Origin of the sequence: Acetobacter sp. DsW_54 (assembly GCF_002153575.1) — a bacterium.
GTDB classification, from domain to species: domain Bacteria; phylum Pseudomonadota; class Alphaproteobacteria; order Acetobacterales; family Acetobacteraceae; genus Acetobacter; species Acetobacter fabarum.
The window spans coordinates 1-20,628 of the sequence record NZ_JOPD01000002.1; the positions used below are offsets into that span (position 1 = coordinate 1).

Annotated in this window: 18 protein-coding genes; 11 read left to right on the top strand and 7 right to left on the bottom strand. The window is 60.6% G+C overall.

All coding sequences use genetic code 11. The features are described from left to right. Nucleotides 1–236 (top strand): hypothetical protein (locus tag HK20_RS12915; RefSeq protein WP_198943860.1); only part of this gene is annotated, 236 nt, incomplete at its 5' end. A gap of 121 nt (nucleotides 237–357) precedes the next feature. Continuing rightward, complete coding sequence (locus tag HK20_RS00560) at nucleotides 358–2,010, top strand: NAD(P)/FAD-dependent oxidoreductase (RefSeq protein WP_086645168.1); 1,653 nt, start codon at nucleotides 358–360, stop codon at nucleotides 2,008–2,010. 25 nt (nucleotides 2,011–2,035) lie between these two features. Here the strand turns inward: HK20_RS00560 and HK20_RS00565 are convergent, their stop codons facing one another. After that, entirely contained in the window at nucleotides 2,036–2,824 is a 789-nt protein-coding gene (locus HK20_RS00565; RefSeq protein ID WP_086645365.1) for an alpha/beta fold hydrolase, read from the bottom strand. Between the two features lie 170 nt (nucleotides 2,825–2,994). Here HK20_RS00565 and HK20_RS00570 point away from each other — a divergent pair, with 170 nt between their 5' ends. Next, nucleotides 2,995–3,804, top strand: coding sequence for a universal stress protein (locus HK20_RS00570; RefSeq protein ID WP_086645169.1), 810 nt, complete (start codon nucleotides 2,995–2,997; stop codon nucleotides 3,802–3,804). A gap of 32 nt (nucleotides 3,805–3,836) precedes the next feature. On the opposite strand, the gene HK20_RS00575 is transcribed toward HK20_RS00570, so the two are convergent. The 3 genes from HK20_RS00575 to HK20_RS00585 all read right to left on the bottom strand — a co-directional run bounded on the left by HK20_RS00575 (nucleotide 3,837) and on the right by HK20_RS00585 (nucleotide 8,586). Continuing rightward, nucleotides 3,837–5,795, bottom strand: a complete 1,959-nt coding sequence (locus HK20_RS00575) for an OPT family oligopeptide transporter (protein ID WP_086645170.1) — start codon at nucleotides 5,793–5,795, stop codon at nucleotides 3,837–3,839. Nucleotides 5,796–5,963: 168 nt separating this feature from the next. Further along, nucleotides 5,964–7,847: an alginate export family protein gene (locus HK20_RS00580; protein ID WP_086645171.1), complete on the bottom strand. Its 1,884-nt coding sequence runs from the start codon at nucleotides 7,845–7,847 to the stop codon at nucleotides 5,964–5,966. 220 nt (nucleotides 7,848–8,067) lie between these two features. Continuing rightward, nucleotides 8,068–8,586 carry a hypothetical protein gene (locus HK20_RS00585; protein WP_086645172.1) on the bottom strand — a complete coding sequence of 173 codons (519 nt, stop codon included), beginning with the start codon at nucleotides 8,584–8,586 and terminating at the stop codon, nucleotides 8,068–8,070. A gap of 243 nt (nucleotides 8,587–8,829) precedes the next feature. On the opposite strand from HK20_RS00585, the gene HK20_RS00590 reads away from it, so the two are divergent. Then, nucleotides 8,830–9,057, top strand: coding sequence for a DUF3126 family protein (locus HK20_RS00590; RefSeq protein ID WP_086645366.1), 228 nt, complete (start codon nucleotides 8,830–8,832; stop codon nucleotides 9,055–9,057). Between the two features lie 77 nt (nucleotides 9,058–9,134). Here HK20_RS00590 and HK20_RS00595 read toward each other — a convergent pair whose 3' ends face one another. Beyond that, nucleotides 9,135–9,755, bottom strand: a complete 621-nt coding sequence (locus HK20_RS00595) for a DUF2939 domain-containing protein (RefSeq protein WP_086645367.1) — start codon at nucleotides 9,753–9,755, stop codon at nucleotides 9,135–9,137. A 191-nt stretch (nucleotides 9,756–9,946) separates the two neighbouring features. Here HK20_RS00595 and HK20_RS00600 point away from each other — a divergent pair, with 191 nt between their 5' ends. From HK20_RS00600 to HK20_RS00620, 5 genes are all read left to right on the top strand, one after another. Then, nucleotides 9,947–10,720, top strand: a complete 774-nt coding sequence (locus HK20_RS00600; protein ID WP_086645173.1) for a molybdopterin-synthase adenylyltransferase MoeB — start codon at nucleotides 9,947–9,949, stop codon at nucleotides 10,718–10,720. Beyond that, nucleotides 10,713–11,108, top strand: coding sequence for a DsrE family protein (locus tag HK20_RS00605; protein WP_086645174.1), 396 nt, complete (start codon nucleotides 10,713–10,715; stop codon nucleotides 11,106–11,108). The genes HK20_RS00600 and HK20_RS00605 overlap by 8 nt, the downstream gene beginning before the upstream one ends. A 134-nt stretch (nucleotides 11,109–11,242) precedes the next feature. Next, entirely contained in the window at nucleotides 11,243–12,253 is a 1,011-nt protein-coding gene (locus tag HK20_RS00610; RefSeq protein ID WP_086645175.1) for an SH3 domain-containing protein, read from the top strand. A 35-nt stretch (nucleotides 12,254–12,288) separates the two neighbouring features. Beyond that, nucleotides 12,289–13,749 (top strand): pyruvate kinase, encoded by a 1,461-nt coding sequence (gene pyk / locus HK20_RS00615; RefSeq protein ID WP_086645176.1) that lies wholly within the window; start codon nucleotides 12,289–12,291, stop codon nucleotides 13,747–13,749. 128 nt (nucleotides 13,750–13,877) lie between these two features. Next, nucleotides 13,878–15,110 carry an SMP-30/gluconolactonase/LRE family protein gene (locus HK20_RS00620; protein WP_086645177.1) on the top strand — a complete coding sequence of 411 codons (1,233 nt, stop codon included), beginning with the start codon at nucleotides 13,878–13,880 and terminating at the stop codon, nucleotides 15,108–15,110. Nucleotides 15,111–15,189: 79 nt separating this feature from the next. On the opposite strand, the gene HK20_RS00625 is transcribed toward HK20_RS00620, so the two are convergent. Continuing rightward, on the bottom strand, nucleotides 15,190–16,347 hold the full coding sequence (locus tag HK20_RS00625) for an MFS transporter (RefSeq protein WP_086645178.1): 1,158 nt from the start codon (nucleotides 16,345–16,347) through the stop codon (nucleotides 15,190–15,192). A gap of 289 nt (nucleotides 16,348–16,636) precedes the next feature. On the opposite strand from HK20_RS00625, the gene typA reads away from it, so the two are divergent. Together typA and HK20_RS00635 are read left to right on the top strand one after the other, a co-directional pair. After that, nucleotides 16,637–18,457: a translational GTPase TypA gene (gene typA, locus HK20_RS00630; protein ID WP_086645368.1), complete on the top strand. Its 1,821-nt coding sequence runs from the start codon at nucleotides 16,637–16,639 to the stop codon at nucleotides 18,455–18,457. A gap of 367 nt (nucleotides 18,458–18,824) precedes the next feature. Beyond that, nucleotides 18,825–19,118, top strand: a complete 294-nt coding sequence (locus HK20_RS00635) for a hypothetical protein (RefSeq protein ID WP_086645179.1) — start codon at nucleotides 18,825–18,827, stop codon at nucleotides 19,116–19,118. Nucleotides 19,119–19,252: 134 nt separating this feature from the next. Here HK20_RS00635 and HK20_RS00640 read toward each other — a convergent pair whose 3' ends face one another. Next, nucleotides 19,253–20,509, bottom strand: a complete 1,257-nt coding sequence (locus HK20_RS00640; RefSeq protein WP_086645180.1) for a D-amino acid dehydrogenase — start codon at nucleotides 20,507–20,509, stop codon at nucleotides 19,253–19,255. Nucleotides 20,510–20,628 lie beyond the last annotated feature (119 nt).

Genomic DNA, 20,628 nt, shown 5'->3' on the forward strand with positions numbered 1-20,628 from the left:
TGCTCATGCTCATGCTCATGCTCATGCTCATGCTCATGCTCATGCTCATGCTCATGACCGTGGGCGCAGGGCGGGGGGCTGGCATGGCCTGCGCAACCCGGGTGGTCCGCATGGTCATGCGTGTGCATGTCTGGGGCTGGCATGGCTCTGGCTGCTTTCATTCACACAAAGGGCCGTGGGGGAGAGGCCCCGTTCCGGGGTTGCCATCTTATGTAGGGTGGGTTGGTGCGGAATAGAAGTGGAATATTCCCACACCGATTGCGCGGCAGACGTTGCACGCCCAAGCCGTTCCAGAATAGGGAAGGGGACAAAGGATCGTTTGACCCCACTTGCAATTATACTGGATGAACACGCCCCATGCTCCGTCTGACTGAACTGCGGCTACCGCTGGACCACCCGCCCGAGGCACTTCGGCAGGCGATCTGTGAGCGGTTGGGCATTGGTGCGGATGCGCTGGAACACTATACCGTGTTCAAGCGCGGGCATGACGCACGCCGCCGCTCTGCCATATGGCTTGTGTACACGCTGGATTGCACCGTGCGGGACGAGGCAGATGTGCTGGCCCGTTACCGGAGCGCGCACCCCGGAAACCCCCACGTACAACCCGCGCCAGACATGGCCTGGCATGCACCCATTGCCAATGGCGCAGCCCTTGCCGCGGCAGAAGGGTATAAACGCCCCATTATTATCGGGGCTGGGCCATGCGGGTTTATGGCCGCCCTGATTCTGGCCCGCATGGGGTTGCGGCCCTTACTGCTTGAGCGTGGCAAGGTTGTGCGTGAACGCACGGTAGACACGTTTGCCCTGTGGCGTCGCTCCGTGCTGACCCCGGAGAGCAACGTCCAGTTTGGTGAGGGCGGGGCTGGTACCTTTTCCGATGGTAAACTCTACAGTCAGGTGCGGGACCCGCGTTTTCTGGGCCGCAAGGTGCTGGAGGAGTTTGTAAAGGCTGGTGCCCCGGAGGATATTCTGTATCTGGCGCACCCTCATATTGGCACGTTCCGGCTGGTGTCCATGGTGGAGCATATCCGTCAGGAGGTGGAACAGGCCGGTGGAGAATACCGCTTTGGGGCCAGAGTGGATGACCTGCTGCTCAACGCATCCACCCGCAAGGTGGAAGGGGTGCGCCTTTCCAGTGGGGAGGTGATTGCGGCAGACCATGTTGTGCTGGCCGTGGGCCACAGTGCGCGCGATACGTTTGCCATGCTGCAAAAACAGGGTGTGAGCATGCAGGCCAAACCCTTTTCCATGGGGGTGCGGATCGAGCACCCGCAGTCGGTTATTGATACGGCCCAGTTTGGCCCCAGCGCAGGCAATGAGCAGTTGGGGGCCGCCGAGTACAGACTGGTCCACCACGCAGCCAATGGGCGGGGTGTGTATTCCTTCTGCATGTGCCCCGGCGGTACGGTTGTGGCGGCAACATCGGAGGAAGGGCAGGTCGTTACCAACGGCATGAGCCAGTATTCCCGCGCCGAACGGAACGCCAATTCGGGCATGGTGGTGGAACTGCGCCCCGGAGAGGATTACCCGGATGACCCGCTGGCAGGCATTGCCTACCAGCGCCACTGGGAGCGGCAGGCATTTCTGGCCGGGGGCGGGGATTACCGCGCCCCTGCCCAGCGTGTGGGAGATTTTCTGGCCGGTCGTCCTTCCACCGCGCTGGGGGATGTGGTGCCCTCCTACAAACCGGGAGTAACACCAGCGGACCTGTCCACCTGCCTGCCGGATTTTGTGGTGGAAGCCCTGCGAGAAGCCCTGCCCCGGTTCGAGCGTAAACTGCGTGGTTTTACCATGGATGATGCGGTCATGACCGGGGTGGAAACCCGCACGTCCTCCCCCATCCGTGTGCCACGGGGGGAGAATGGCCAGTCGGTCAACACACCGGGCCTATACCCTGCGGGGGAAGGGGCCGGGTATGCCGGGGGGATCCTCTCCGCCGCCATGGACGGTATTCGCATGGCCGAGGCCGTTGCGCAGGATATGGCTGGCCTGCCGGTTACTCTGGCGTAAGGGCCTAGCCCGCGCGTGCGGGGCTTCAGGGAATATTGGCCAGAAACTCTTCCACCAGTTCGGTAAAGCGCTGGGGGGCATCGGCATGGACCCAGTGGCCCGCACCGCGAATGCTCTCCAGCCGGTGGTTGGGAAAAAGTGCCCGCATGGCGGCGTAATTACCCGGGCTGATATAGGGCGAGTTTTCCCCACGAATGAACAGGGTTGGCCCTTCATAGCGTAAATCTGGGGCAAGGTGGGGCCAGCCCATAATGTCGGGCATGGCGGCCTGAATATCGTGCAGGCCAATGGCCCAGCCGGGATTATCCCCCTGTCGTATGTTCTGCGCCATAAGCTGGCGCACCGCATCGCTTGCAATATAGGGGCGCAGCAGGTCGTTGGTGCTGCGCTGGTCCAGATGCGGGGGGAATTGCAGCTGCTCCAGATTATCGGGCAGGTCCAGCCGGTCAAACCCGCCCTGTGCGGGAGCTATGTCCACTACAATCAGGGCGCGTATGGCGGTTGGGTGGGTCAGGGCTGCCATCATGGCGGTTTTGCCCCCCATGGAGTGCCCGAGCATAATGGCGGGGCTGGCGTGGAGGTGCTCCATTGTGTCCAGCACATCCTGCGCCATGGCAGGGTAGCTCATGGGGCCGTGGGGGCTGTTGCCGTGGTTTCGCAGGTCCATGGCCAGTGTACGCCGGGTTGTGGCCAGCTTGCGCTGCACAAAACCCAGGTTGCGCGCCCGGCCAAACAGGCCATGCAGCAGCACAACCGGCAGGGTTTTTTCGGGCGTTGGGTGTTCGGGGCCGCGCTCGCTCACGTTTAGCAACACTGTTCTGCTCTTTCCTCTGCTCTGGCGCGTATGGCGCATGGTGGGGCAGTTTTGCCCAGCTTTGCCGCTGAATGCGAGGGGCAGAGGGCTGTTTTTTCTTCACCTTCCAGAGAGAGGGCAGGTGTGCCACAGTCAGCCCCATAGTTTATGGTGTGCGAGAGGGGGCGTGCATGCAACGGTGCCTTGTTATTCTCAGCCAACTGGACCAGACCGAGGTTTTGCTGGGTATGGCGGCGCAGGCGCTCACCCGTATCCGGGGGATGCAGCGGATTGATGTGCTGGCCGCGCGGGAACCTCCGGAGCAGATTCTGGGGCGCATAGGGTTTTCCGATACACAGGCCCAGACCCTGCGGGCTAAACAGCGCGAATGGGCCGATGCCCTGCATACCCGCTTCCAGCAATGGCTGGCGCAGGAATATGGCACTCCCGCAGACCGGCTGGGCAAGGTGGAGGTCAACTGGCTGGACCCCGAAATTACGGTGGACCGCATTATTGCAGGTTACGGCAAGGACGCCGACCTGCTGATTCTGGGTTTCCCCGATAGCCGGGACAGCGCACAAAAGCATGTGGCCACCCGTGCCGCCATTTTTGAATCCGGACGCCCCGTTCTGTTTGTGCCCCCATTCTGGGAGCAGACCAGCGGGGACCGCATGTTCATGGCATGGAAAGACACCCCCGCCTGCCGCCGCGCGTTTTTTGCCGCCCGCTCCTTTGTGGGGGCGGCCGAGGCGGTTGAGGTTGCCGTATCCGCCACCGACCCGTTGCCGCTGGATATTCTGCCCGGCGTAACCCTAACCCAGCAGCCTGTTGTGGAGAGCCACAACGCCGGGCAAACCCTGCTGGATATGGCCGGAACCTTCCGTGCCGACATGCTGGTGATCGGCGGGTACCAACATAACATGCTCTATAGTCGGCTTATGGGCAGTGCGACCGACTATATTCTGGCCAACCCCCGTGTGCCGGTGCTGTTACAGCACTAATAGCCTTGTGGGTTGGTGGTCTTGCAGGGAGTTCAGGGCGCGCGGAGTGTTTTGCGCGCAAAGGCCCAGCACAATGCACCAAAACTCAGCGTGCCTAGAATGGCGGGTACGTTCTGGGGCACAAAGGCGGCAAGGGAAAAAGCATTATCCCGCCCTGTGGCGCCGGAAAGAACAGCCAGTAACACCCCGGTCAGGCTTTCCCCCACAATAAAGCCAGATGCTAGCATGGTGCCGGTGGAACCACCCTCCGGGCTGCTCTGGCCTGTGGCGCTGGTAGCATGCCGGTTACGGCTGATCCGCTTGAGCACCCACCCCAGTATGGCCCCGCAGGCCAGTGTCAGGCTGACGGAGGCAGGCAGGTACAGGCCCACGGCCACCCCCAGCGGTGGCAGAGCCTGCCCCCGGCGGCGCAGGCCAAGGTCCAGCACGACCAGCCCCACCCCCAGCCCCATGCCAACGCAAAGCATGGTCCAGTCCAGTGAATGGGTAAAAATGCCTTTGGCAATCAGGGTGATCAGGGCTGGTTGGGGGGCAGACAGGGCATGGGCCGGGTCCATGCCGGGGCGGGGCATGGCGCCAGTAAACCCGTATGCCTGATACAGCAGGTTGAGAACGGGCGGGATAACCGCAGCCCCAACAAGGCAGCCCGCTATAAGTGCGACTTCCTGCTTCCACGGGGTGGCCCCCACAAGCTGGCCGGTCTTGAGGTCTTGCAGGTTGTCGTTGGAAATGGCGATGGTGGCGGTAATGGCCGACAGGAGCAGGATGGTAAACGCGGTGGCCAGTTTCTGGCCATCTGCCATCATGGCATCAGGTGTCAGGCCCAGAGCCTCCAGTGCCAGAATCATCAGCGCGCATAAGACTGCGCCAATAATGATAATGCCCGAAATGGGGGAGGAGGATGACCCCACAATACCCGCCATGTACCCGCAGGCTGCGGCCATAACAAAGCCGAATACAACGCAGAACACCACAGCCACGCCAACAATAGGCCAGAACCCGTGAGCCACGGGGGCCAGAAATGCGGCAAAAAAACCGGCCAGCAACAGCATGGCCCCCACCATAAGCCCCCCCATGGTGCGGGCGGAAAGGTCCTTGTCTGTTGTGGCGGTCAGGCCCGTTGTGCGTTGCAGCATGGTGCGTATGCCCCGCAGCACGGGGGGCATGAGCTCGATCAGGGTCCAGAGGGAGGCAATGGCAATGGCACCTGCCCCCACAAAGCGGACCTTGTGCAGCCATATGTCCTGCGCAAACTGGGCGGGGGGCAGGTGCGCGGGGTTGGGTAGCAGGCTGGTCAGCCAGGGCACACCCACGCCCCATGCCAGTATGCAGCCTGTTAGCATGGCCATGCCTCCGCTCAGGCCAACCAGATACCCCGCCCCGATCAGGGCGGGGGAAAACGCGGCACTGAGCTGGAATACGGCACTCCCCGCACTTGCGGTCAGGTTAAGCCCATCGGCCAGCACGCGCAGGCCGCCACTGCAAAACGAAAAAACAGAGGCCATGACCCCGCCGCTGATCAATGCCTGCAGGCCGCGCTGGTTGCTCTTATCCGCTCCTGCACGCAGGATTTCGGCTGCGGCCACGCCTTCGGGGTAGGGCAGGCTGCTTTGCGTGACCAGCGCACGCCGGAGCGGAATGGTGAACAGTACCCCCAGCACCCCGCCAGCAAAGGACAGCCCCGCCGTTTGCCAGAAGGGAAAATGCGTCCAGAACCCGGCAATAATCAGCCCCGGAAAGGTCGCAAACACGCAGGACAGGGTGCCCGCAGCCGAAGCCTGGCTTTGAACCATGTTGTTTTCCAGCAAGGTGCCCCCACCCATAAGGCGCAGCACGGCCATGGAAATAACCGCCGCGGGTATGGATGAGGCAAAGGTCAGCCCGATCCGCAGGCCCAGATACACATTGGATGCGGTAAATACGATGGTAATAAGCGCGCCAAGCAGCAGACCACGGAGTGTGAGTTCCCGTTGGGGGTTCGGGCTGGCCATGCGTCCTGTCTCTCCCGGAGGGTCATGGAGGTTACGCCATCCATCATGCGGGTGGTCTGGCGTTCCCTCGCGTACGGTCTAAGGGCGGAGGGTTTGCGGGCAGGCCGCAATCCTCCGCTCTTTTGTGCACATACGATGCTCACAGGGATTTGTCTGCCCCAAAGCGGGTCAGAAGGTCAGTTCAATGTTGCTTTGCACAAAGGCGCCAGATGTGGCTCCGGCGTTGGTCATGGTGCGCGAGGCAAAAATGTATTCCCCATCAATACCAAGTGTAATGTGGCGTGTGGCCCGCCAGGTAAAGCTGGCCTGTGGCATGGTGGCTGTGTAGGCCCCGTGCGGGCGGTAGGCATAAAAGGCGGTGCCGCTGGCATAAATGGCATCCTGTCGGCTGTTGCGCCACACGGCGGGCACCTTGAGCAGCAAGGTGGTGTTGGGGGTGGGGGCAATGGTGGCAATGGGGCCTACGTCGATCAGGTTTGACTGACCGATATAGGTGCTCATATCCAGGTAGTAGGCGCTGGGCACATAGGGGGACAAAAAGCTGCCCCAGGAGCTACGCTGGCCTTTGCGCATATTCCCGCCGGAAACACTGTCCACCTGTATGCCAATGGCAGGGTGGCCGGGCCATTTTGCAAACCGCCAGGAGAGCGTGGCATCAATGGCATAGGCGGAAACCGGGCGGGTTGGTCCGTTTTTGGCGGCACGGAACTCACCCCCCTGCCACATGGCCCCGACCGAAAATTCCAGCGGGCCAGCATTACCCCATATGCGTGTGCCCGGTGTGTCGCGGTGGGTGGAGCCCGCAATGGAGCCACCAGCCAGCGAGGGCAGGGGGCTTTTGGAGAGAATGGTCCCCAGATAGAACGTATCCACAAAAATCTGGCTGTTGCGCCCCAGAAACTTGAAGCTGGGCACCGCATAGGACGTATAGGCCCCGAACAGGCGCGAGTTCCAGCCGACCTGATCATGGAACATGGCCGAAGGCGCGTTGTTGGTCAGGGTCAAATAAAACCCGTCTATGCGAAAGTTTTTCCAGAACGCGTAGCCGCGCAGACCATTCCAGGAATAAGGCACGGAGGGGTACACGCTGCCTGCGGTAAAGTAGGGTGGTGCATCCAAAAAGGTCATGCGCCCGGCCATGCCGCCCACGGTGGCGTTAAGCACCCTGCCGCGCACTTCCACAAAAGCCTGTTGTGCATCCAGCCTGCTGCGCCAGCGGCCCCCGGCATAGCCGTAGTAATTGATCCCCGCCGCCTGACCGCTCATTAACTCACCATACAGGCGCACATGCTCGCCCAGATGCAGGTCTGCCCCAGCGTTCCAGCGGAAGTTGTTGCGGTAGGCGGGTTCTTTTTTGGTTGAGCCAAAACCTGCGCGCTGGTCATAAAAATTATGCTGCCGGAAGTTGCCGCTCAGCGTCAGGTAAATATCACCGTTTGTGTTGAACGGGATGTATTTGAGCGCATCCATGGGGTCCAGCCGGTTGCGTTTGTCACGCAGGCTGGACCAGTCCTCCGCCCAGCGGGAGACGGCATAATAGCCCACGGTGCCAAAACCCGCAGCGGCCCCCGTATTGGTGTTGAACACCCCCCACGGGCCCTGATGCAGCAATGCTGTTGGCAGGGGGGTGAGCTCGAGCGACTGCGGCTGGCCATACGCTTCGGGGCGGCTGGTCAGGGGGGGGAGCAGGCGGCTGTTATCCCAAAATCCGGGGCGTGGGGCCGTGGCGGCAGGGGGTGTTACGGTAACAATGCGGGCCCCCGTAATCTGCGCAGGGGCGGTTACGGTGGTGGTCGTTGTTGTTGTCGTCGTCGTGGTGTCCGGCTGCGTGCTCTGCTGTGTGGCAGGTGGCGTGTGCGGCATGTGGAGATACGCCGCATTGGGCGCGGTTTCGGCCCCGGCGGGGGCAACCCACAGGCAGAGCAGGGCCGAGCCAGAGGCCAGCAGGCCCGTGCGCAGGGCGACGGAATAAGCGTAACAGCGCGGGCCGGGCAGGGGGGAACGTGTGGTGTTTGCTGGTTTTGGAGTGGTGTGGTCGGTGATTACGGTCATGGGCCGAGGTCACTTCTTGTTATTTTTATTAGGTCTAACAATTCATTCAATTATTGAATGACTTATATTAGCATTATTGCTATAAATGCGATTATGTCATATCGCATTTGCGTGTGCTGCATCCCTTATACGGAATACAGCGCCACACTTCGATAAAAAAATTGGAAAAATCTGGTTAACAAATCTGTGTTTTTTCAAAAACTGTTAGAAAAAACACAACTCAGGCAGACGGAACCCGGCGCTGGAGCGTATGCAGGCAGGTTTGCGTGCGCGTAGCCAGGCGGATGTCATGCACCTTGGTTACGGCCTGCTCGGCCTTTTTGCGCCATGTGGTGGACATGCCCGTGGGGGAGCAGATGTTTTTGGTACTGCCCGTTGCGGCTGCGTTGGGTTCGGTCGCGCTCAGCACCATTGCAGGCTGGCGGGGGAGCAGGCGTTGCAGCGTGTGCTCTACCGTCCGGGCCGTGCGGGCATCGGTCTGTGGCAGAACGGTTGCCACAATACGGGCGGCTTCCGGCCTGCCCTGTGCCAGAGCCTGCATCACATCGTCCCACCCATGGGGGCGGGAGAGTGCTGTAGCTGTCTGGGCTACGCCATCATGCGTTGCCATGTACAGCACATGGTCTGTTTTGTCGCTCTGCATGCTGGGTGGCAGAGGCTTGTCCTGCGTGGCCATAACGCACAGTCCAGCCGACAGGCAGACCAGCAGGGCAGACAAAAGAGGGCGCAGTGCTCGCACGGTGTAGGTATCTCCCTTGGTGAGAAAGACAGTTGCACGGTGGAAAATGGCGCGGACATGGCAAGGGCGTGGCACGGCTGCCAAAGGTTGCCCCGCCCAAGCGGGATGGCCTATAGGGTGCGGAACAGATCGGAAGGCGCGCACGCCGGGTTAATGGTCGTTCGCCGTTTGTGGGGCGACCGGGTATGCCCCGTGTTCCGTTTTTCCTGATGCATGATTTGGCTCGACTAAGGAATGAATGACATGAGCGCTTCTCTTTCTGCTTCAGAGATCACCCGCCTCCAGAGCGCGCTGCGCCGCCTGCTGGGTTCGCCTGAACTGACCGTAAACCCGGCCCCACGTGCAGGCATGTCGGTCGAACTGGCCGTAAAGGGCGAAGTCATCGGCACCGTTCATCGTGATGATGAAGATGGTGATGTCAGCTACGCCGTAAACATGGTGGTGCTGGAAGAAGACCTGCCCCGCGCCTGAACCGGAGCGCCAGTAAAAAAGCCAGTCCTCCGTAAGGGAGGGCTGGCTTTTTTTATGGGTTCAGTGCGGCCTGTTATTCAGGCGTTGGAAGGGGTGGCCGATGCCTGCATGACGGGCGCACGCCGCATGGGGAATTCCACGTTGGTAATTTTCCACTTCCAGCCCTGAATACGTAATTCAACGCGCAGGGGCGTTTCGCGCTCACGGCCGGGCAGGGGCATTTCCATAACAAACTGGTCCAGCCGGTTAAAATGGACCGAAGCCCGCGTGGCCAGCGATGCAAAAGAGGGCGTGGCAGGCTGCTCTGCAGAGGTGGCAGCAGGCAGGGCCTCATCCAGCAATGTGCCCAGGTTGGCTTGTGTGACTGTGGTATCCACCGCGTTGGATACGGCTGTTGTGGCAAAGGACGACCCAAAATCGGGCAGTTCATCCGCTGCGGGCTGGATGTTCAGGTGCAGGCCAGCCAGCGTCTGCCGTTTGAGTGAGGCATCAAGCGCACCCCAGTTGATCATCCGCCCAAGGGCTGTGGCATCGTGGCGTTGCAGGTCGGAGGCAACAGACCACAACGTGACAAAAGGGGAGGCCAGATACAGGCCAAACGACGCAGCTGCCGTGGCAACACACACCCGGCGCGCGGTCTGGCGGCGGGGCAGACTGGCTGGCCGGACTGCGGGTCCGGGCTGGGTGAAGGTTGTCATGTTACACATTCCTCATATGCGTTTGGTGCAATTCTTATAAACCAGTTACCTTCTTCTAACCAGATAATAATGTGTACGGTTCCATGCGTTATTACAAAAATATGACCTTTGTTACACAGTGTTAGGGTGCCCATAACGTGTATGGGGGCGTGTATGCCCCCGGACTACTCAGGAGCGGATACAAAAGACCCATGCAGCTTGACCTCAGCGAAAATGAAATCCAGCGCTATTCTCGCCACATTCTGTTGCCCGAGGTCGGCGGCACGGGGCAGGTCGCGTTAAAAAACGCCTCCGTGCTTGTGGTGGGGGCCGGTGGGCTGGGTGCGCCAGCGGCTTTGTATCTGGCTGCAGCAGGCGTGGGCCGAATCGGTCTGGTGGATGATGATGTGGTCGAACTGTCCAACCTTCAGCGGCAGGTGCTGCACACCACGCGCGCCGTGGGGCGCAAAAAGGTGGACACCGCGCGTGAACAACTGGCTGCCCTGAACCCCGAAATTGTGGTGGAGGCATGGGATATGCGGCTCAATGCCGGCAATGCCCACGACCTTGTCGCTCAGTATGACCTTGTGTGTGACGGGTGTGACAACTTTGCTACCCGCTACGCGGTTAACGCGGCCTGCGTGCAGGCTGACAAGGTGCTGGTCTCCGCCGCAGTACAACGGTTTGAAGGGCAGTTGGCCACATTCAGCCCCACACAGGGTGGCGGGTGCTATAACTGCCTGTACCCTGCAACAGACGGTCAGGCATCCGGCCTGAGCTGTGGTGATGCCGGTGTGTTTGGCGCGGTAACAGGGGTTATGGGCACGTTACAGGCAACGCAGGCGCTCAAGCAGATACTGGGCTTAGGCAATACTGGTGCCGGGGAACTGCTGATGTGGGATGCCCTGCGCATGAAGTTTACAACCATGACCCTGAGCGCGGACCCGGCCTGCACCGTCTGTGGCGGAGGGCACGCCCATGGTTGAGGCGCATACTCCCCCCTGCGATCTGGCCTTGCTGGTTGTGGAGTCCCGGTACGAGCGTATTCATGCGGCTTACATGCTGGCAGCCACGGCTGCGGCCATGGGGCAGACTGTTCTGCTGTTTGGCATGGGGGCCGGGGTTTGCGCCTTTTGCCGGGAATGGAATGGGCTTGATGCGGCCGAAGGCGCGCGTATGCGCGCGCAGGCAGGTGTTGCCGGGCTGGATGACCTGCGTGATGCGGTCGTGGATATGGGGGTAACCCTTATGGTGTGCGACTCCGGCGTAAAAACACTGGGCTTAAATGCGCAGGACCTGCTGGCAGGGGTTGAAACCGTAGGGCTGCCAAGTTTTTTTGACCGCGCAGGTCGTGCCAGACAACTCGTGTTTTAAAGGGCTAGCGCGCATGCAAAGGCAGGTTTGAACAGGGTTGTGGCGCAAGTCTGTTCTGCTGTGAAACGTAAAGTCATGCGCGAAGTGTGTGCGGCCTCTTGCCCCCGCGTCACTCTCTTGGCAGGGATGCAGCCATGATGTGCACTCGTTCCTCTTTCCGGTTTCGTCTGCTTGCCTGCGTGGCGGGCTGCATGGCAGCTTTTTCTGGCATCACGGCGTCTGCCGGTGTTGCGGCCGATGGTGTGGCACCCCCGCTCCACAAGCACCATAAACATGCCCTGACGGCCCCACAGGCCACAGCCGCGCACAAGGCCGGGAGCGGCAAGGCCAAAACCAAAGGCAAGCATGAGGCCGCTGCTACGCGGAGCAGCAAAAAAGGCGCGCATCACAAAAAACATGAGACCGCTACCGCTCAGGCCAAGCCTGCACACCATGCTCCTGCGCACCATCATGTTGCCGCGGCTGCCGCGGGTGCGGCTGTTGCAACGGCTGCGGCAGGTGCCGCTGTGGCAGCGCCTGCTCCCGGCACACCCGATATGGGTGCACCCGATGCAGGCGTGCAGAACGACCCCGCAAAGGGGAGTGTAACCGGCCTGCCGCTGCCACGTTATGCCGCCCTGCGCTCGGATGAAGTAAACATGCGGGCCGGGCCGGGGCAGCGTTTTCCCATTTTGTGGGTCTATCACCGCCGGGGTATGCCGGTGCGGGTGGAACGGGAATTTGATGTCTGGCGTCTGGTGGAAGACCCCAGCGGGCAAAAAGGCTGGATGCAGCAGGCCACATTGGCCGGCGGACGCGATTTTCTGATCCCCGGTGAACCTCCGGGGGATGAAACACCCTTGCCCGCGCAGGCCAGCAAGGAAGGCGAGAAGGCCTTGCCACCGGGGCATATGGATGCTCGGGTTATTGCCAGTGTTGGCACGGCGCAGGATGCGGCAAAAATGCCCGGTGTGGTGTTCATGCGCGCCGGTGCCAGCGAAGATGCCGCCATAGTGGCCGTGTTGCGGCCGGGTACGGTTGGCTCGGTCCGGGAGTGTGCAGCAGGCTCGGCCTGGTGCAAGGTCTCGGTCAAGCAATATAACGGATGGGTGCCCCGCCGGGCCATCTGGGGTGTGGATGCTGAGGACGTGATCAGCCCCTCCTGAATTTTTCCGGCGGATTGTTAAGGAGAAGCTGCTTTATGTCTCTTGTCACAACGCCGGATAGCAAAAAAACAGAGGCAGTGGCCTGTCGCACCAAAATTGTTGCAACACTTGGCCCTGCTTCATCCGATTACGCAACCATCCGTGACCTTGCTTTGGCAGGGGCGGATGTGTTCCGCTTCAACTTCTCCCACGGTACACATGCCGACCATGCCAGCCGCCACGCGTTTGTAAGGCAGGTCGAGGCCGAATTGGGTCGCCCGATTGGTATTCTGGCCGACATGCAGGGGCCAAAGCTGCGGGTCGGGCGTTTTAAGGATGGCAAGGTCGAACTGGTGCCGGGTGCGCCTTTCAGGTTTGACCTGTCCGACACACTGGGGGACGCCACGCGCGTGCAGCTCCCCCACCCCGAAATTATCAAGGTGGCCACACCGGGCAGCCGTCTGTTGATGGATGATGGCAAACTGGCTGTAGTGGTGGAGCAGGCCGGGCCGGACTGGCTGGCAACGCGGGTGGAAATTGGCGGCCCGCTCTCCGACCATAAAGGGGTGAATGTGCCCGATGTGGCGCTGCCCATTCCGGCCCTGACGGAAAAGGACAAGGTGGATCTGGCCTACGCGCTGGAGCTGGGGGTGGATTATGTGGCCCTCTCCTTTGTGCAGCGGCCTGAAGATCTGGAGCAGGCCCGCAGTCTTGTGGGTGAGCGGGCTGCATTGCTGGCCAAGCTGGAAAAACCTCAGGCAGTAGAAAACCTGTCTGCCATTCTGGCCCTGAGCGACGCGGTTATGGTGGCACGTGGGGATCTGGGGGTGGAACTGCCGCCAGAGAGTGTGCCCCTTATTCAAAAACGGATTATCCGCGAGGCCCGCAGGCTGGGCAAACCGGTGGTGGTGGCCACCCAGATGCTGGAAAGCATGATAACCGCGCCAACCCCCACACGGGCCGAGGCATCGGACGTGGCAGCCGCGGTGTTTGATGGGGCCGATGCGGTCATGCTCTCGGCAGAATCGGCCGCAGGGCAATACCCGCGTGAGGCGGTGCGGATCATGAACCGTATTTTGTGGCGGGTGGAGCAGGATGCAGGCTGGCAGGCCCACATGGCTGCAGCCCGCCTTGCCCCGGAAGACTACGTGGCCGACGCTATAGCCAGTGCTACCCAGCAGGTTGCGGCTACTCTGCGCTCTCCCGCCATTGTGGCGTACACGCACAGGGGGGCTACGGCCCTGCGTATTGCGCGTGAACGCCCGACCTGCCCCGTGCTGGGGGTTACGCCCACGGCGCAGGCCGCACGGCGGCTGGCGCTTGTGTGGGGCGTGCGGGCGTTTGTCAGCCCACCGCATACGGCATCCACCACAGTAGAACGCATGGTGGAGGAGGCTCTGGCTGTTGTGGCCCGTGCACAGGTTGGCGCTCCGGGGGATTCGGTCGTGATCGCTGCGGGTGTGCCCTTTGGCGTGAGTGGTTCCACCAACCTGCTCAGGGTTGCCAGAATCCCCTGAGCGCTATGCGCTATGCTGGAACCTGCTGGTGGTGACAGCCCCCCCGTTGCAGGGTATGTGCGGGAAAGCGGGGCCAGACGTGGGCCGTATGGGCGGCCTGCTGGCAGGGTAAGGCGCAGGGGACTTGGATGGTAACCTCAGTACGGAACAGGCTGGTCAGGCGCAATGTGCTCAGGGGGTTGTCCGGCCTGTCTGCCGGTCTGCTGCTGCCACGCCTGAGCATGCCCCAAAAAGCTCTGGCCGCCAGTGCAGGTGCCGCTGCGACTGCTTTCCCGCCAGATGTAACCACCCAGCCACCCCGGCAATGGGGGCCGGAAGCGCCTCCCTCCTACGCGCCAGACCCTGATGTGGTGGTTATTGACCGTTCTTTCCGCGATCTGGTCAGCGGTAATGCGACCATCCACCGTGTGTGGAATGGCGGGACGTGGATAGAAGGGCCGGCATGGTCCTCCGAAGGGCGATACCTGCTGTTTAGCGATACGGTAACAAGCCGACAGTACCGCTATTTGTGGGAGACAGGTGAGGTTACGGTTTTTCGCCCGGAATCCTACCATTCCAATGGCAATACGTTTGATTATCAGGGCCGCCAGATTTCCTGTGAGCATTTTTTACGCCGCGTCGTGCGCTGGGAGCATGATGGGTCGGTGCATGTGGTGGCTGACCATTTTGAGGGCAAACCCCTGAGTTCCCCCAATGATGTGATTGCCCACCCCGATGGCAGTATCTGGTTTACGGACCCGGGGTACGGAGCCAGCGTTGCAGAAGGCCACGCTGATGCTGCCGGGGGGGAGGCCAACCCCGATGGGCGTATTCGCTGGCGGGTGGGGGAGGAACTGATCGGCGCTGTAGGCGGCATGCACAAACAGCCCGACCACACGTTCCGGGTTGATCCTTCGGGGCGGATTGATGTCGTGTTAACGCAGGACCAGTTGCCCAACCCCAACGGGTTGTGTTTTTCGCCCGATTTTTCGCACCTGTACGTTATTTCCACAGGGCGGCAGAGTGGGGCTGGCGGGCATGATGGGGACCTGGCCGTGCATGAGTTTGACCTGCACAGGCAGGAACTCCCCCTCTCCAATCCAAGGCTGTTTACCAATATGCGCTTTGAAGGGGTCCAGATGATTCCCGACGGGCTCAAGGCCGATATTTATGGCAATCTCTGGTGTGGCGTAAGCGGGCCACTTGGCTTGTGCGGAGTGTTCATCTTCAACCCTGAAGGGCATTTGATCGGGCGCATCCGCCTGCCCCATGGTGTGTCCAACCTGACCTTTGGCGGCCCCAAGCGGGACTGGCTGTTCATGTGTGCAGGGGGGGCTCTTTACAGCCTTCAGGTGAATACCCAAGGCGCTGGCCCGGCCTGAGCACTCCTCTGTTTTTTTAAAGCCAGCAAATTAGGGCTTTGCGGCAGGATAAGTAGCGGCACGGCAGGTTGGGAGCGTATTACACGCTCTTTTTCAAAATCAGGGGCAGCAGGGCAAACAGCCCGCATAAAGTGGCGGCAAAAAGGGCAAGCCCGTGGGGGCTGGCCTGCATGGCTGCCGCACTTATGGCCGGGCCGGTAAAACTGCCCAGCCCCCATGCCAGCGAGCACAAGGCGTATATGGCAATCAGGTCTCCATCGCGGTAGCGGTTGCCTGCGGCGGCCATGGCAACGGAATACAGGCTGGCAAATGCTCCGTCCCACACAAGCATAAGCGGGTAGGCAAAAGCAGGCTGGTGCATGGCCAAAGGCCAGAGCAACGCGCCACCACAGGCCAGCAATGCCAGAATGATCTGTAGGGACCGCCGGTTGGTTCTGTCTCCAATCCAGCCAATGGGCACCTGCATGACCGTTGCCCCCAGCAGCATCACGCTCAACAGCAGGGTGGCCGCCCGCTCGCTCCAGCCGGACTGGATGGCATAGAGTGCCAGAAAGGACGTGGCTGCGGCATCCAGCATGGCAATCAGCAATGTTGCGGTAATGGCAATGGGGGCCAGCCACAGGTAACGCCAGAGCCGGTGCCGCGTCGGTGCCGCAGGAGGTGGGGCCACCATCCATGGGGCCTGTGTTACGGCAGCTCCCAGCAGCAGGAGGGCCGCAGTGGCAAAAAATGGCAGGTTCCCCTGTCGGCCGGTCAGGCTGAGCAGGGCCGGGCCTATGGCAATGCCAATAAAAAGCAGCGTGTTGTAAAGCCCCATCACCCGGCCGCGTGCATGGTTGTCTGTTATCTGGTTCAGCCAGCTTTCAGAGAGAACCAGAATGACCTCGCAAAAGGCCCCGAGCAGCACACGCAGCGGAAACCACGGCCAGATGGAATGGCTTAGCGGAAAAAGCAGAAGTGTAACCCCAGCCCCCATAAGAGCCAGAAAAATGGCACGCCGCGGCCCAAGGCGTCTGGCCAGACGGGGCATGAAGGGCGCAATGCCCAGCGCGCCCAATGCATGCATCATGCTGTTGGCCGCCACCATGCCCGTGCCGTACCCCAGATCTGTCAGGTCGAGCGTAAAAAGGGGAGCGCCCAGGCCCATGACCAGCCCAAAAACAAGGCCCATAAACGTCAGTGTGGCGGTGGGCCAGAACTGGATGCGCGGATTTAAAGGGGGGGCGTGGCCCGGCATGCGGTCCTTCCGGGTTGTTGGCGGGTGCGGCGTAAAACAAACAAAGACCAGCGGAGTCGCACAGGGGGGAACCCGTTGGATCGGGGTATCGGGCCTGTGCCGTGGCGCTCTGGTTCTGACGCACACAGGGCTCAGGTCAACCCCCATGTGGGGCAGACATAAGAATTTTACGTGCATTCTGGTGCGGGGAGGGCTATCTGTGCGCCACGCAAACACCACAGCGATCGCTGACCGCCCTTTCAAGCACGGAGGAGGCGGTAAGGCGCGCAGGAGCAATCAGGCCGACTTCATGGATATCCGCAATATCGCCATCATTGCACACGTCGATCATGGCAAGACCACTCTCGTTGACGAACTGCTGAAACAGTCTGGCTCTTTCCACGAGCATCAGCACGTTGCTGAACGCGCCATGGACAGCAATGATCTGGAACGTGAGCGTGGTATTACCATTCTGGCGAAATGCACGTCTGTTGTGTGGAAAGATACCCGCATCAACATTATTGACACCCCCGGACACGCCGACTTTGGCGGGGAAGTGGAACGTATTCTGAGCATGGTGGACGGCGCGGTTGTGCTGGTCGACTCTGCAGAAGGCGCTCTGCCCCAGACCAAGTTCGTTGTGGGCAAGGCTCTGGCCCGTGGGCTCAAGCCGATCGTGGTCGTGAACAAGATCGACCGTGGCGATGCCCGCCCCGACGAAGTTCATAACGAAGTGTTTGACCTGTTCGCAGCCCTTGGCGCGAATGACGAACAGCTCGACTTCCCCATGCTGTACGCCTCTGGCCGTCAGGGCTGGGCCGATCTGGAACTGGAAGGGGCCCGTAAGGACCTCAGCCCCATGTTCGACCTGATCCTCAAGCATGTGCCCGCCCCCGTGCTGGACAAGGAAAAGCCGTTCGCCATGACGGCCACAATCCTTGAAAACGACAACTTCCTCGGGCGCGTGCTCACCGGTCGTGTCGAACAGGGCCGTGCCCGTGTGAACATGCCCGTCAAGGTGCTGCGCGCAGATGGCTCCGTGGTTGAAACGGGCCGCCTGACCAAGCTGCTCTCCTTCCGTGGCCTTGAACGCGTTGCGGTTGAAGAAGTGGAAGCAGGGGACATCGTGGCCGTGGCCGGTCTGTCCGAAGCTACCATTCCGGACACGATTGCAGCACCTGAAATTGTGGAACCGCTGCACGCCATTCCGGTTGACCCGCCGACCCTGTCCATGACCTTCCGCCTGAACGATGGCCCTCTGGGTGGCCGTGAAGGCAAAAAGGTAACGTCCCGCCAGATTCGTGACCGTCTGTTCAAGGAAACCGAAAGCAATATTGCTATTCGCGTGACCGACAGCCCCGAAAGCGAAGCGTTTGAAGTGGCTGGCCGTGGTGAACTTCAGCTTGGTGTGCTGATCGAAACCATGCGCCGTGAAGGGTTTGAGCTGACCATCGGCCGTCCGCGCGTGCTGTTCCGCACGAACGAAGAAACCGGTGAACGCGAAGAACCGTACGAAGAAGTCACCATTGACGTGGACGAGCCCTATTCCGGCGTGGTCGTGGAGAAGATGTCTCTGCGTAAAGGCCAGATGCAGGACATGCGCCCCTCCGGTGGGGACAAGGTACGCCTGACCTTCATCATCCCCTCACGCGGGCTGATCGGCTACCACGGCGAATTCCTGACCGACACGCGCGGCACAGGTATCATGAACCGTCTGTTCCATGGCTATCAGCCTTATGCTGGCAGCATTGAAGGGCGCCGCAATGGTTCGCTGATCTCGGCTGAAGATGGCAACACCACAACGTACTCCCTGTTCTCCCTGCAAGAACGTGGCACGCTGTTTGTGGATGCTGGCGAAAAAGTTTATGTCGGCATGATCATTGGCGAGCATTCGCGTGAAAACGATCTGGAAGTTAACCCGGTTCGTGAAAAGAAGCTGACCAACATGCGCGCATCCGGCAAGGACGACGCTCTGATGCTGACCCCGCCGCGCCGCATGTCTCTGGAACAGGCGATTGCTTACATTGAAGACGATGAACTGGTGGAAGTGACCCCTTCGGCCATTCGTCTGCGTAAGCGTTACCTGGACCCGAACGAGCGTAAAAAGCGGTCCAAAAGCCGCGAAGGCTGATTGACCCAAGGGCCACGCGCAAGCGTGGCCCTTGTTTTTTGTGGGCACGGGCGAACTAAGGTTACTCTGTGGCAAGAATCACTTTTTTCGGGTGCATTACAGACCTGAAAACTAGGTGCTTCTTCATAAAACCAAGGAAAACCGCCATTTTTGTGCGGTTTTTTTGTTGGGAACTCCCACAATAAGGCAAAAATGTGGCGCGAGTGCGTTAAACTCATAATAAGTGAAAATGTTGCGCAAATTTTAAACGCAGACGGCCTGTTTATGCCGTGTTATGCATGTAGTCAGAAACCGGCTGATGTTTTTTGCACGGGATGGTGCAGTAAAACTCAAGGAATTCTGGCCGGTTGTATTGGAGATTTAAGAAATGATTTCTCGTCGTCTGCTCGCAGCTCTTTCCACAGTCGCTCTGATGGGCGCTGCCGCTCCTTCCTTCGCACAGGAAGTCGCAGCACCTGCAGCGCCTGCTGCTCCCTCCGCACCGGCTGTTGCAGCTCCCGCCGCTCCTGAAGCCGCAGCTCCCGCAGCAGCAGCTGAAGAAGGCAAGAAAGCTGAAAAGCACGCAAAGCATGCCAAGCATGGCAGCAAGCACCACGCCAAAAAAGGCGCCAAGAAGGCTGCTGAAGGTGAAGCTGCTCCGGCTGCTGAATCCGCTCAGTAAGTCTGCCATATCCAGCGGTGGGGTGGCATAAGCCAGCCCACTGGTGATGTGGAGGCATAAGAGCCTTAAAGTAAAAGGGCCGGGGAAGAAATTCTCCGGCCCTTTTCTTGTGTCTGCTGGCTGGTGGCCGCCGTTTAACCGTAGCGGGTTAAAGCCAGATCCAACGCAGGAATATCGGTTTTGCGGCCATCAATCATGTCTGCTATCAGGCGGCCGGAGCCGCAGGCCATGGTCCAGCCTAATGTGCCGTGGCCTGTGTTGAGCCACAGGTTCCCAAAGGGCGTGGCCGGGCCAATAATGGGTGTGCCGTCGGGTGTGCAGGGGCGCAGGCCGGTCCAGTATGTGGCGGCACTCAGGTCGCCCCCGCCATAGAGTTCGGAAAAAGAGAGTTCAAGTGTTTCCCGCCGGTCGGGGCTGAGCTTGAGGTTATACCCGGTCAGTTCCGCCGTGCCGCCCACCCGTATCCGGTTGCCCAGCCGTGTGATGGATACTTTGTAGAACGCATCATTTACCGTAGAAGCCGGGGCGTGGCTCTCATCTGTTAAGGGGAGAGTCAGGGAATAGCCTTTAACGGGGTATATCGGCAGATGTAGCCCAAGTGGGCGTAGCAGGCGGGCGCTGTAGCTGCCCAGCGCCATAACATAGGCATCTGCGCTCAGGTGCCCGGCACTGGTCCTGACGGAAACAACCGTGCCTGCCGTGGCATCCAGCCCCTTGATGGTGGTGTTGTAAAGAAAGCGCACCCCTTTGGCTTCGGCCATGCGGGCCAGCCTTTGGGTAAAGATATGCGCATCCCCCGACTGGTCATTGGGGAGGAACAGCCCCCCTTTGAGCAGATGGGCTGCATGGCGTAGCCCCGGTTCTTGGTCCAGAATATCGTCCACGCCAAGTAACTGGTGGGGTATGCCGCTTTCGGCCAGCAGGCGCATGTCGCGCTGGCTTTTGCTGATCTGCTGGTCCGTCCGGAAAAGCTGGATCAGCCCTTGCTGCCGGTCATCATAGGTCATGCCGGTTTCTTCGCGCAGGGCGTCAAGGCAATCGCGGCTGTATTCGGCCACGCGGAGCATGCGGGCCTTGTTGAGTGCGTAAGACTGCGCGTTGCAGTTTTTCAACAGTTGCCGCAGCCAGCGCAGCATGGCCAGGTCCAGCCGTTTGCGAATGACCAGCGGGCTGTGGCGGGGGTGCAGCATCCATGTCATGGCCTGCCAGGGCAGGCCGGGTGCTGCCCAGGGGGAGGAATAGCCGGGTGAAACCTGACCCGCATTGGCAAAAGATGTTTCCAGGGCAGGGGCGGGCTGGCGGTCTATAACGGTTACGTCATGCCCCAGGGCGTTGAGGTACCAAGCAGAGGTTACGCCAACCACGCCTGCGCCAAGGATAATGATTTTCACGGCTTCATCCTTATAAGAGGATGGGAGAGAACTCTCCCGCCAGTATGGAAGCGGGGCCTGCGGGACACCCTGCCTTTACCCCCTACCCGGCAAAGGCGGTGGCATTATGGCAGGCTGCC